Genomic DNA, 12,944 nt, shown 5'->3' with positions numbered 1-12,944 from the left:
CTCCTGCCTGTTGTACGTTATAACCGCGAAAATGCATTGTCCTGACGCGGAGGGGCAACAAAATGTCCGGGGCCCACTTCACGCAGCGTGACCCGCTCCATGACCTCACCCCGTTTACGAATATTGCTCGGCATCTCATCCTGCAGCAGCACGCGCTGCCCGTGACGGTGTTCGGGATCGGCAACCGGTACTGCAGACATCAGCTTACGGGTGTACGGGTGCTGCGGGTTCTCAAACACCGCCCGCCGCGGACCAATCTCGACGATTTGCCCCAGATACATCACCGCCACGCGATGGCTGATGCGCTCCACCACCGCCATGTCGTGGGAAATAAAGAGAAAGGCAATCCCCAGCTCCCGCTGTAAGTCGAGCAATAAATTGATGATTTGCGCGCGGATAGAGACATCCAGCGCCGAGACAGATTCGTCTGCGATCACCACTTTTGGGTTCAGGGCCAGCGCGCGGGCAATACAAATTCGCTGCCGCTGACCGCCGGAAAACTCATGCGGGTAACGCCAGGCATGTTCCGGCTTCAGACCCACGCGTTCCAGCAGCCACGCCACCCGACGCTGTGCGGCTTCGCCGTCGAGCAGGTTATGCACCCGCAGCGGCTCCATAATCGAATACCCCACCGTATGGCGCGGGTCCAGAGACGCATACGGATCCTGAAAAATAAACTGGATATTCCGCCTCACCGCCTGAAGCTTACTGTCAGGAAGGGTGTCGATACGTTCGCCGTTAAAGGTAATGCTCCCTTCCTGCGACTCCACCAGCCGAAGTAACGCGCGTCCGGTGGTGGATTTGCCGCAGCCCGACTCCCCCACCAGCGCCAGCGTTTCGCCTGGCCACAAATCAAAACTGACGTTTTCAACCGCGTGCACTTCACGCTTTACGCGGTTGAAAATGCCGCTGCGCAGAGGAAAACGGGTCACCAGATCCCGCACCTCCAGAATGGGCTTGCCGGGGACCACGGTGTCCTGCTCGGTTTCCTCTTCCTGGCGGCCCGCCGCCTCAAGGGAAATCAGCGGGAAACGGCGCGGAAGATCGCTGCCGTTCATCGCTCCCAGACGCGGAACCGCCGCCAGCAGCGCTTTGGTGTATGGGTGGGCGGGCGCATGGAAAATCTGCTCTACCGTGCCGGTTTCTACCGCCCTGCCCTGGTGCATCACCAGCACGCGATCGGCAATATCCGCAACCACGCCCATATCGTGGGTGATAAACATCACCCCCATCTCCATCTCCTGCTGCAGCACTTTGATAAGCTGCAGGATCTGCGCCTGAATGGTGACATCCAGCGCCGTCGTCGGCTCGTCCGCAATCAATACCGCCGGACGGCACGAGAGCGCCATGGCAATCATCACCCGCTGACGCATCCCGCCAGAGAGCTGATGCGGATAGCGGCCCAGTATGGACTGCGACTCCGGGATACGTACCAGCTCCAGCATCCGTTTGGCTTCCAGAAGGGCTTCATCGCCGCTCAGCCCCTGATGCAGGCGGATGGATTCGGCAATTTGCTCTCCAACCGGGAAGCCCGGGTTCAGCGAGGTCATCGGCTCCTGGAAGATCATCGCGATATCCGCCCCGCGCACGCCCTGCATCTGTGCTGCGCTCAGCTCGTTTAAATCAATGACCTGACGATTGCGACGGCGCAGAAGCATCTTCTCGCTGCTGATTTGCCCGCCCGTCTGTTCCAGCAGGCGCATCAGCGCCAGCGCGGTGACCGATTTCCCGGAGCCGGACTCCCCCACAATCGCCAGCGTTTCGCCGCGGTTGAGTGAGAAGGATAAATTCTCTACTGCGGGGATGAACTGCCGCTCCTCCTGAAACGCAATATTCAGCTGATGGACAGCCAGCACTTCGCGGTTATCCAGCTCTTCACTGTGCGGCACGCGTTGCCCCCTTATTCACGATAGATCCCGGTGCTGGGTTCATCACCGGCATAGCCCCAGGCGCGGTACATCCCTTCGCTGTTGAACGGCAGGGCTACGTTACCCTCACGGTCCACCGCAATGAGTCCACCCTCACCGCCCAGCGCGGGCAACTTTTCCATTACCACACGCTCGCAGGCTTCACTCAGGCTGAGCCCGCCGTAATCCATCAGGGCGGTAATGTCGTATGCGGCGAGCGCGCGAATAAACACTTCGCCGGTTCCGGTGCAGGAGACCGCCGCCGTGGCGTTATTGGCATAGCACCCGGCGCCCGGCAGCGGACTGTCGCCAACCCGGCCAGGTAGCTTGTTGGTCATACCGCCGGTTGAGGTGGCCGCCGCCAGATTACCGGCCTTATCAAGCGCCACCGCGCCAACCGTGCCCATTTTGGTGGTTTCATTGAGCGGTGAGGAGTGGTCCAGCTGGGTCATGCCCGCCGTACGGGCTGCCAGTAGCTGCTGGTAGCGCTCGTCAGTGGAAAAAAGATCCGGCGATACCCGCTCCATCCCGTGTGCGAAGGCAAAGTTCTCCGCCCCGACGCCCGTCAGCAGCACATGAGGACTCTCTTCCATCACCAGTCGCGCCGCCAGAATCGGGTTGCGCAAATGGCTCACGCCCGCCACGGCCCCTGCTTTCAGGGTGACGCCATCCATCACGCAGGCATCCAGCTCGTGCGTCTCGTCACGCGTATACACGGAACCTATCCCCGCATTGAACAGCGGACACTCTTCCAGCAGACGTACCGCTTCGGTCACCACATCCAGCGCGCTTTCGCCCGCCTCCAGCATTCGCTGGCCCGTTTCGACAATGGCGTAGAGCGCATCAATGTAGCGCTTCTCCTGCTCAGGACTGAGCTGTGCACGGGTAATAGCCCCGGCGCCGCCATGAATTGCGATTACCGCATTAACCATTTCGCCTCACCTGTCAGCCTGCATGGCGGCTTTTTCTATAAATATCATTATCGTTGATGATTCTTCAGATAATTTTTGAATATAGAAAGACGCAACTGCGATGTAAAGGGTACTCATGGTGGGTCATACAGTTAGCCGCACTTTTCTGCCATAATGAGCGCTTTCGTTGTTACTGTGCTGGAGCCCACCATGGATTTTACCGCCGGACTGATGCCGCTTGAGACGGCACTCACGCAGATGCTTGACCGACTTTCCCCGCTGCACGACGTAGAGACGCTGCCGCTGGCGCGCTGTTTTGGTCGTATTGCCGCACGCGACATCATTTCCCCGCTTAACGTACCGGGGTTTGATAACTCAGCGATGGACGGTTACGCGGTACGCCTGGCGGATCTCCAGACGGGTCAGGCGCTGCCTGTCACAGGAAAAGCCTTCGCCGGTCAACCGTTTGACGGAGAATGGCCTGTGGGCACTTGCGTACGCATCATGACCGGCGCGCCGGTTCCCGCAGGCTGCGATGCGGTGGTGATGCAGGAAGAGACCGAACAGACCGCTGACGGCGTGCGCTTTACCGCCAGCGTCAAAGCAGGCCAGAACATCCGCCGCACCGGCGAAGATATTGCTCTTGGCGCAACGGTATTCGCTGCGGGGCAGAAGCTGACGGTGGGTGAACTGCCGGTGCTGGCCTCGCTCGGTATCGCGGACATTGAGGTGATCCGTCAGGTGCGCGTCGCGCTCTTTTCTACCGGTGATGAATTGCAGCTTCCGGGCCAGCCGCTGCAGGACGGGCAGATTTACGACACCAACCGTCTGGCGGTACACCTGATGCTGGAGCAGTTGGGCTGTGAAGTGATCAACCTTGGCATTATTCCTGATGACCCGGAAAAACTGCGCGCCGCCTTTATTGAGGCAGACAACGCGGCCGACGTGGTGATCAGCTCCGGCGGTGTTTCGGTGGGTGAAGCGGATTACACCAAAACCATCCTGGAAGAGCTGGGTGAAATCGCCTTCTGGAAGCTGGCCATCAAGCCGGGCAAACCGTTCGCTTTTGGCAAGCTTCAGCACAGCTGGTTCTGCGGCCTGCCGGGTAACCCGGTCTCTGCCGCCCTGACCTTCTACCAGCTGGTGATCCCGCTGCTGGCGAAGCTTTCGGGCAACCGTGCCAGTCCGCTGCCGGTACGCCAGCGCGTGCGTGCCGCTACGCGCCTTAAGAAATCCCCCGGTCGTCTTGATTTCCAGCGCGGTATTCTGACGCGCAATGCGGAGGGCGAGCTGGAGGTGAGCACCACCGGCCATCAGGGCTCGCACATTTTCAGCTCCTTCAGCCAGGGCAACTGCTTTATCGTGCTGGAGCGCGAGCGTGGCAATGTGGAAGCAGGCGAATGGGTTGAGGTGGAGCGCTTTAACCACCTGTTCGGAGGCTGAGATGGCGGCGGAACTGAGCGATGAAGAGATGATGCGCTATAACCGCCAGATTGTGCTGCGCGGTTTTGATTTTGAAGGCCAGGAAGCGCTCAAGGCGGCCAGCGTGTTGGTCGTCGGCCTGGGCGGTCTGGGCTGCGCCGCCGCGCAATACCTCGCCGCGGCGGGTGTGGGCAAGATGACGCTGCTGGACTTTGATACCGTGTCGGTGTCAAATCTGCAGCGCCAGACGCTGCACAGCGATGCGACACTTGGCCAGCCGAAGGTAGACTCTGCCCGCGCAGCGTTAACGCGCATCAACCCCCACGTTCAGTTCACTCCGATTAACGCGATGCTGGATGACGAGGCGTTATACGCGCAAATCGCAAAGCACGATCTGGTGCTGGACTGTACTGATAACGTTGCCATCCGCAACCAGCTAAACGCCGGCTGTTTTACCCACAAAACGCCGCTGGTTTCTGGCGCGGCAATCCGCATGGAAGGACAGATCAGCGTCTTTACCTATGCTGAAGGCGAACCGTGCTATCGTTGTCTGAGCCGCCTGTTCGGTGAGAATGCGCTCACCTGCGTCGAGGCGGGCGTAATGGCGCCGTTAGTCGGCGTGATCGGGTCACTACAGGCGATGGAAGCGATCAAAGTGCTGACCCGTTACGGTACGCCAGCGGCGGGGAAAATTGTGATGTATGACGCAATGACCTGCCAGTTCCGCGAGATGAAGCTGATGCGTAATCCGGGGTGTGAGGTGTGCAGCGGTTAAACCTCGTTGCGGCCTGATGCCCTCACCCCGGCCCTCTCCCACCGGGAGAGGGAGATTACGCGTCAGAGAGCCGTCCGTCCAAACGCCCCCTGCCAGTCCTGCTCAAACTTCACGATCGCCGCATCCACCGCCGGAGAGGTAATAAACTGCTGCGCCACATCCAGCGGCAGCGTGATGGACTCACAGCCGGCCAGCAGGCAATCCAGCGCCTGACGCGGGGTTTTGAAGCTCGCCGCCAGCACTTTTGATTGCGGGGCATGCAGCGCCAGCAACTGCTGTAATTCCACAACGGTCTGGATCCCGTCTCCGCCCTGCGCATCCACGCGGTTAACGTAAGGCGCGACATACTCTGCCCCCGCCAGCGCGGACAACATCCCCTGTGCGGCACCATATACCGCGGTCCCCAGCGTCGGGATCCCTTCTGCTTTTAGCATTTTGATCGCCGCCAGCCCTTCCGCCGTCACCGGCACTTTCACCACCAGGTCGTTAATGATGGCACGCAGCTTACGCGCATCGTCCACCATGCCTTCGGCGGTCGTGGCCATCACCTGCGCGAACAGACGGCCTTTGCCACCCAGCGCGTCGTGCAGTTCTGGCAGCAGAACCTCAAGCGGCGTTTTGCCTGCCGCCACAATGCTGGGGTTGGTGGTTACGCCCGCCAGCGGGAAGATGCGTGCGAGCTTTTTCACTGCCGCAACGTCAGAAGTGTCGAGATAAAGTTCCATGATGTCGCCCTCAATTTTAGCCTGCACTTACCCTATCACGACAAAACCTGCTCAGGAGTTGACCTGCATCAAGATAGCTTTCATTCGAAAGTAATTTAATCTTCATATGCAAGATGAGAGGCAAAATCATGATCTTCAATATTCAGCGTTACTCTACCCACGATGGCCCCGGGATCCGTACCGTGGTGTTCCTGAAAGGCTGCTCGCTGGGCTGTCGCTGGTGCCAGAACCCGGAAAGCCGGGCCCGCACGCGGGACGTGCTGTTTGATGCACGTCTTTGCCTGGACGGCTGCGATCTGTGCCAGCAGGCGGCACCGGGCTGTATCGAACGTGCGCTGAACGGTCTGGTCATCCACCGTGAGAAGCTAGACGAACAGACGCTTAACGCCCTTACCGACTGCTGCCCGACACAGGCGCTCACCGTATGTGGTGAAGAACGTCAGGTGGAGGAGATCATGGCGACCATCCTGCGCGATAAGCCGTTTTACGACCGCAGCGGCGGTGGAATCACCCTCTCCGGCGGCGAGCCGTTTATGAACCCCGATCTGGCACTGGCGTTGTTTAAAGCCAGCCATGAACAGGGTATTCATACCGCCGTCGAAACCTGCCTTCACGTGCCGTGGCACTATATCGCGCCTTCACTACCGTATATCGATCTGTTCCTCGCCGACCTGAAGCATGTGGATGCAGAGGTGTTCAAACAGTGGACGGACGGCTCGGCAAAACGCATCCTGGACAACCTGAAACGCCTGGCGGCGGCCGGGAAAAAAATCATCATTCGCGTGCCGCTGATCCCGGGCTTTAACGCCGATGAAGCCTCTGTTACCGCCATTACCAATTTCGCCGCCGACGAACTGAACGTTCGCGACATTCACTTTCTGCCGTATCACACGCTGGGCATGAACAAATACACCCTGCTCGGCCAACCCTACTCTGCCCCTGACAAACCGCTGGATAACCCTGCGCTACTGGACTTTGCACAGCAGTATGCCTGCCAGAAAGGGTTAACCGCGACCTTACGAGGATAAAACGATGACTACCCTGAATCTCAACACCCTCAGCGAGCGCATTAAAGCGCACAAAATGGCCCTGGTGCATATCGTGAAGCCGCCGGTCTGTACCGAGCGCGCGCAGCACTACACTGAAATGTACCAGCAGCATATGGATAAACCGATCCCGGTGCGTCGCGCGCTGGCGCTGGCACATCATCTCGCGCAGCGCACCATCTGGATCAAACACGATGAGCTGATCGTTGGTAACCAGGCAAGCGAAGTGCGCGCCGCGCCGATCTTCCCGGAATATACCGTCTCCTGGATTGAGAAAGAGATTGACGATCTGGCGGACCGTCCCGGCGCGGGCTTTGCGGTCAGCGAAGAGAATAAGCGCGTTCTGCATGAGATCTGCCCGTGGTGGCGCGGCCAGACGGTACAGGATCGCTGTTACGGCATGTTCACCGACGAGCAGAAAAGCCTGCTGGAAACCGGCATTATCAAAGCCGAAGGCAACATGACCTCCGGCGATGCCCACCTGGCGGTAAACTTCCCGCTGGTGCTGGAAAAAGGGCTCGACGGCCTGCGCGCTAAAGTGGCCGAGCGCCGCTCGCGCATCAACCTGACAGTGCTGGACGACCTGCACGGCGATCAGTTCCTGAAAGCGATTGATATCGTGCTGGAGGCGGTAAGTCTGCATATCGAACGTTTTGCAGCCCTGGCGCGTGAAATGGCGGCTACCGAATCCCGCGTCAGCCGCCGCGACGAGCTGCTGGCGATAGCGGAAAACTGTGACGCGATTGCCCATGAACCGCCAAAAACCTTCTGGCAGGCGCTGCAGCTGTGCTACTTCATTCAGCTTATCCTGCAGATTGAGTCCAACGGCCACTCCGTGTCGTTCGCCCGCATGGATCAGTATCTCTACCCGTACTACCGTCGCGACGTAGAGCTGAACCAGAGCCTCGACCGCGAGCACGCCATCGAGCTGCTCCACAGCTGCTGGCTGAAGTTGCTGGAAGTGAACAAGATCCGCTCCGGCTCGCACTCCAAAGCCTCCGCAGGCAGCCCGCTGTACCAGAACGTCACCATCGGCGGTCAGAAGCTGGTCAACGGTGAGCCAATGGACGCCGTCAACCCGCTCTCTTACGCGATTCTGGAGTCCTGCGGTCGTCTGCGCTCCACCCAGCCAAACCTGAGCGTGCGTTATCACGCAGGGATGAGCAACGACTTCCTCGACGCCTGCGTGCAGGTGATCCGCTGCGGCTTCGGCATGCCAGCGTTCAACAACGATGAAATCGTGATCCCGGAATTCATCAAGCTCGGCGTAGAAAAAGAAGATGCGTACGACTATGCCGCCATCGGCTGCATCGAAACCGCCGTTGGCGGCAAATGGGGCTACCGCTGCACCGGCATGAGCTTTATTAACTTCGCCCGCGTGATGCTCGCCGCGCTGGAAGGCGGCCGCGACGCCACCAGCGGGAAAGTGTTCCTGCCGCAGGAGAAAGCGCTCTCTGCCGGTAACTTCGGTAATTTCGACGAGGTGATGACGGCCTGGGATACCCAGATCCGCTATTACACCCGTAAATCCATCGAGATTGAGTATGTCGTGGACACCATGCTGGAAGAGAATGTCCACGATATCCTCTGCTCGGCGCTGGTGGATGACTGCATCGAGCGGGCGAAAAGCATCAAGCAGGGCGGCGCGAAGTATGACTGGGTCTCCGGTCTGCAGGTAGGTATTGCCAACCTCGGTAACAGCCTGGCGGCGGTGAAGAAACTGGTGTTCGAGCAGGGCGTCATCGGTCAGCAGCAGCTGGCGGCGGCGCTGGCGGATGACTTCGACGGGCTGACGCACGAGCAGCTGCGTCAGCGTCTGATCAACGGTGCGCCGAAGTACGGCAACGATGACGACAGTGTGGACATGCTGCTGACCCGTGCTTATCAGACCTACATTGACGAGCTGAAGCAGTATCATAACCCGCGTTACGGCCGTGGCCCCATTGGCGGTAACTACTACGCGGGCACATCCTCCATCTCCGCAAACGTGCCGTTTGGTGCAGCGACAATGGCGACTCCGGACGGACGCAAAGCGCACACCCCGCTGGCGGAAGGCGCCAGTCCGGCCTCCGGTACCGATCATCTCGGTCCAACGGCGGTGATCGGCTCCGTGGGTAAACTGCCGACCGAAGCGATTCTTGGCGGCGTGCTGTTAAACCAGAAGCTGAACCCGTCGACGCTGGAAAACGACAGCGATCGTCAAAAGCTGATGGTGCTGCTGCGTACCTTCTTCGAGGTGCATAAAGGCTGGCATATTCAGTACAACATCGTTTCACGCGAAACGCTGCTGGACGCGAAGAAACACCCGGACCAGTATCGTGACCTGGTGGTACGCGTCGCAGGCTACTCGGCGTTCTTCACCGCCCTGTCGCCGGATGCGCAGGACGATATCATTGCGCGTACGGAGCATACTCTGTAAAAAAACGCCCGGTGGCGCTGCGCTTACCGGGCCTACAATTCTCCCCGTAGGCCGGGTAAGGCGAAGCCGCCACTCGGCTTTTCTACTTTCATTCGAAATTAAATTTGTGCTCTCCGTCACCTTGTTATTAGAATGTTTCAAAACGCAGTGACCCAGGAGCACAGTATGACCGTTAAAGTTATCGTCACCGATATGGACGGAACTTTCCTTGATGATGCCAAGCAGTACGATCGTGACCGCTTTCAGGCACAGTTTGAGCAGCTTAAAGCCCGTAATATTGAATTTGTTGTCGCCAGCGGTAACCAGTATTACCAGCTCATCTCCTTCTTCCCGGAACTGAAAGATCAGATCTCCTTCGTGGCGGAAAACGGTGCGCTGGTCTTCGATCACGGTGAACAAATTTTCCACGGCGAGCTGACGCGTCATGAGTCGCAAATCGTTATTGGCGAACTGCTGAAAGACAAAGGGCTGAACTTTGTGGCCTGCGGTCTCGACAGCGCTTACGTCAGCGACCAGGCCCCGGAGGCGTTCGTGGCGCTGATGTCAAAGCACTATCACCGCTTAAAGCGTATCAGCGACTACCGCGACATTAACGACGTATTGTTTAAGTTCTCCCTGAACCTGCCGGACAGCGATATCCCGAATCTGGTCGATAAACTGCATGTCTCCCTGGACGGCATTATGAAGCCTGTCACCAGCGGCTTTGGTTTTGTCGATTTGATTATCCCCGGCCTGCACAAAGCCAATGGCATCAGCCGTCTGCTGAAACGCTGGAAAGTCTCCCCGCAGGAGTGCGTGGGTATTGGCGACAGCGGCAATGACGCAGAGATGCTGAAGCTGGTGAAATACTCCTTTGCAATGGGCAACGCAGCCGAAAGCATCAGAGACGTAAGCCGCTACAGCACCGACGACAACAACCACCAGGGCGCGCTGAACGTTATTCAGGCGGTGCTGGATCACCACTCCCCGTTCGACGCCTGATTCCCTTCCTGCCGGAGCCGCGCTCCGGCCCCCCCCTTACTCTTTTTCCATCCTGTGCTACCCGTCAACTTTTTAAACTTGCATTAACCAATTTTTAACTTAAAGTATCACTTGCAGACATTTTTACTTTCGAATGAAAGACGCGAGGCAGTTATGACGTTTACCAGTGAAACTTTGCCGGCGGATCACAAAGCCGCAATCCGTGAGATGAAGCGCGAGCTACGGGCGCAAATCGGCGATGTGCAGGCGGTGTTCGATAAGCTCAGCGATACCATCGCGACCCGCGTGGCGGAAATTAACGCCCTGAAAAACAAAGGCGAGCCCGTCTGGCCGGTGATCCCGTTTGCGGATGTGAAAGATGGCACCATCACATCCGCGCAGCGTGAGGCGATCAAACGCCGGGGTTGCGCGGTAATAAAAGGTCATTTCCCGCGCGAGCAGGCGCTGGCATGGGATCAGTCGATGCTCGATTACCTCGATCTCAACCAGTTTGATGAAGTCTATAAAGGGCCCGGCGATAACTTCTTTGGTACCTTAACGGCGTCTCGCCCGGAGATTTACCCTATCTACTGGTCACAGGCGCAAATGCAGGCGCGCCAGAGTGAAGAGATGGCGCAGGTGCAGTCGTTTCTGAACCGTCTGTGGACATTCGAGAGCAACGGCAAACAGTGGTTCGATCCGGACGTCAGCGTGATTTACCCGGATCGCATCCGCCGTCGTCCACCGGGTACCACCTCGAAAGGGCTGGGCGCGCATACCGATTCCGGTGCGCTGGAGCGCTGGCTGCTGCCCGCCTATCAGCAGGTTTTCGCCCGCGTCTTTGATGGCAACGTTGAGAAATACGACCCGTGGAATGCTGCGCACCGTACTGAAGTGGAAGAGTACACCGTGGATAACACCACCAAATGTTCGGTGTTCCGCACCTTCCAGGGCTGGACGGCGCTGTCGGACATGATCCCGGGCCAGGGGCTGCTGCACGTGGTGCCAATCCCGGAAGCGATGGCTTATATTCTGCTGCGTCCGCTGCTGGATGACGTGCCGGAGGACGAACTGTGCGGCGTCGCGCCGGGGCGCGTTCTGCCGGTATCAGAGAAATGGCACCCGCTGCTTATCGAAGCGCTCACCAGCATTCCGGCACTGGAGGCGGGCGATTCGGTGTGGTGGCACTGCGATGTGATCCACTCCGTCGCGCCGGTTGAGGATCAACAGGGCTGGGGCAACGTGATGTACATTCCTGCCGCGCCGATGTGCGAGAAGAACCTCGCCTACGCGAAGAAGGTGAAAGCGGCGCTGGAAACCGGGGCATCGCCGGGTGATTTCCCGCGCGAGGATTATGAAAAAACCTGGCAGGATCGCTTTACCGTGGCCGATCTCAATATCCACGGCAAGCGTGCGCTGGGCATGGCTTAACTGTCGTACAGCCCTTCCCGCTCAACGGCGGTGCGTCGTTTCCCCTGACGTATCCGCCGGACCGATTCCCGTACGGTCAGGGTGCCGTTAAGCAATAGCGTGCCTGATGGCGCCTCCGGACGCATCAGCCGCTGCTGGAGCATATGTACCGCTTCGGTGCCCAGCTCATCACGCGGGACATGCACCGCGGTTAACGGTACATCCTGAATGGCCGCCAGATTAAAGCCGTCAATGCTCATCACCGAGATATCCTGCGGCACGCGCAACCCCTGTTTTTGCAGGGCGCTGATGGTGCCCGCCGCCATAAAGTCCCCCCCCACCAGAAACACAGTCGGCAAGTCTTTCCCCTGCATGTGGCTCAGCCAGTCGGTGACCAGTTGCTCTGTTTCGCGAGCGCTGAAGCTCGGCGCCACCAGCAAATCGCGTTTGTCGTTGAACTTCAGGTTGTGTGACTGCCATGCATCGCGGATCCCCGCAAGGCGCAGCTCCATGGTGTAACGCCGCAGGCACAACACATTCATCACCTCTCGGTGTCCCATTTCAAACAGATAGTCCGCCGCCCGCTCGCCAATGGCCCGATGGTCCGGCGCGACAGCAGGCAGGCGCATATGCCGGTCGCGGCAGTTAATCAGCATGCAGGGTTTACCGACATCCACTGCCAGGTCGTGGATATGCGGATCGTCAATCCCGAGGAGGATGGCGGCCTGGGTGTCCGGCTCGTTCATTCGCGCCAGAAACAGCTGGGCGTCGCTGTCGTTCTCCTCCAGCGCGCAGTAACGCAGGCGAACATCGTACGAGGCCAGGCCTTTGCTTACGCTCTGGATCACACGGTAGTAAAAGATGTCAGACCGCTCGTCAAAGGCGCGCTGTGGGGCGAAGACAACGAGACTGTTGAGCAGCAAACGGCCCGCAGCCATTCCGTCCAGCACCCCCAGCTCGCGCGCGCATGCCAGCACCTTCGCACGTGCTTTTTCACTGGTATTCGCCTTCCCGGCAAGGACCCGCGAAACGGTGCTGATGGAGAGCTGAGTCCGGGCAGCGATTTCGGTGATTTTTAGCCTTTTGTCCATTTTGTGATCTGGCTCCATTTGCGAAATGACAAAATTTTCATAGCGTGGATATCAGGCAATAGCTGATGTCAAAGCCATGATGCCAAATGATGTCGCTCAGTTATGAGAAATTTTGCACAAAATCCACTATTGCCCTCTCATTTTCTCCCTTAAGGTGAACTTGTCACACAACTTCCATACTAGTTGTATAGCAACTTGAAGCGGTAAAACAGATAACAATCAACGTCATAAACCTGTGTGACACCTGAACCTCCGTCCCCCTTACCGTCCGTCTTGTG

At 58.5% G+C, this 12,944-nt stretch carries 9 protein-coding genes and 1 pseudogene; 6 read left to right on the top strand and 4 right to left on the bottom strand.

Annotation, left to right across the window (positions count from 1 at the left end):
• Positions 1 to 17: 17 nt before the first annotated feature.
• Together gsiA and iaaA are read right to left on the bottom strand one after the other, a co-directional pair.
• The gene (gene gsiA, locus ACMWKA_RS01365; protein ID WP_414759978.1) at positions 18 to 1,889 is read right to left on the bottom strand and encodes a glutathione ABC transporter ATP-binding protein GsiA; all 1,872 of its coding nucleotides are present in this window, start codon (positions 1,887 to 1,889) and stop codon (positions 18 to 20) included.
• A pseudogene (gene iaaA / locus ACMWKA_RS01360) lies at positions 1,876 to 2,839 on the bottom strand (beta-aspartyl-peptidase). The gene gsiA and the pseudogene iaaA overlap by 14 nt, the downstream one beginning before the upstream one ends.
• 189 nt (positions 2,840 to 3,028) lie before the next feature.
• Between iaaA and moeA the strand changes: the two are divergent.
• A complete protein-coding gene (gene moeA, locus ACMWKA_RS01355; RefSeq protein WP_414759924.1) occupies positions 3,029 to 4,261 on the top strand; it encodes a molybdopterin molybdotransferase MoeA in 1,233 nt (410 codons plus the stop codon).
• A 1-nt stretch (position 4,262) separates the two neighbouring features.
• Positions 4,263 to 5,015, top strand: a complete 753-nt coding sequence (moeB, locus tag ACMWKA_RS01350; RefSeq protein ID WP_029882870.1) for a molybdopterin-synthase adenylyltransferase MoeB — start codon at positions 4,263 to 4,265, stop codon at positions 5,013 to 5,015.
• A 62-nt stretch (positions 5,016 to 5,077) separates the two neighbouring features.
• On the opposite strand, the gene fsa is transcribed toward moeB, so the two are convergent.
• A complete protein-coding gene (gene fsa / locus ACMWKA_RS01345) occupies positions 5,078 to 5,740 on the bottom strand; it encodes a fructose-6-phosphate aldolase (protein ID WP_102751719.1) in 663 nt (220 codons plus the stop codon).
• Positions 5,741 to 5,868: 128 nt separating this feature from the next.
• Here fsa and ACMWKA_RS01340 point away from each other — a divergent pair, with 128 nt between their 5' ends.
• From ACMWKA_RS01340 to ACMWKA_RS01325, 4 genes are all read left to right on the top strand, one after another.
• Positions 5,869 to 6,768, top strand: a complete 900-nt coding sequence (locus tag ACMWKA_RS01340) for a glycyl-radical enzyme activating protein (RefSeq protein WP_414759923.1) — start codon at positions 5,869 to 5,871, stop codon at positions 6,766 to 6,768.
• A gap of 4 nt (positions 6,769 to 6,772) precedes the next feature.
• Complete coding sequence (locus ACMWKA_RS01335) at positions 6,773 to 9,205, top strand: formate C-acetyltransferase/glycerol dehydratase family glycyl radical enzyme (RefSeq protein ID WP_045901360.1); 2,433 nt, start codon at positions 6,773 to 6,775, stop codon at positions 9,203 to 9,205.
• A gap of 165 nt (positions 9,206 to 9,370) precedes the next feature.
• The gene (locus tag ACMWKA_RS01330) at positions 9,371 to 10,186 is read left to right on the top strand and encodes a Cof-type HAD-IIB family hydrolase (RefSeq protein WP_029882866.1); all 816 of its coding nucleotides are present in this window, start codon (positions 9,371 to 9,373) and stop codon (positions 10,184 to 10,186) included.
• A 153-nt stretch (positions 10,187 to 10,339) separates the two neighbouring features.
• The gene (locus ACMWKA_RS01325; RefSeq protein WP_013097444.1) at positions 10,340 to 11,596 is read left to right on the top strand and encodes a DUF1479 domain-containing protein; all 1,257 of its coding nucleotides are present in this window, start codon (positions 10,340 to 10,342) and stop codon (positions 11,594 to 11,596) included.
• Here ACMWKA_RS01325 and ACMWKA_RS01320 read toward each other — a convergent pair.
• Entirely contained in the window at positions 11,593 to 12,666 is a 1,074-nt protein-coding gene (locus tag ACMWKA_RS01320) for a LacI family DNA-binding transcriptional regulator (protein WP_414759922.1), read from the bottom strand. The two genes, ACMWKA_RS01325 and ACMWKA_RS01320, sit on opposite strands and share 4 nt — an antisense overlap.
• Between the last annotated feature and the right edge of the window lie 278 nt (positions 12,667 to 12,944).

This window comes from Enterobacter sp. 03-F-07-AD-ECC (assembly GCF_047530935.1).
Lineage (GTDB): Bacteria > Pseudomonadota > Gammaproteobacteria > Enterobacterales > Enterobacteriaceae > Enterobacter > Enterobacter cloacae.
This window is presented reverse-complemented; position numbering and strand designations above follow the sequence as displayed.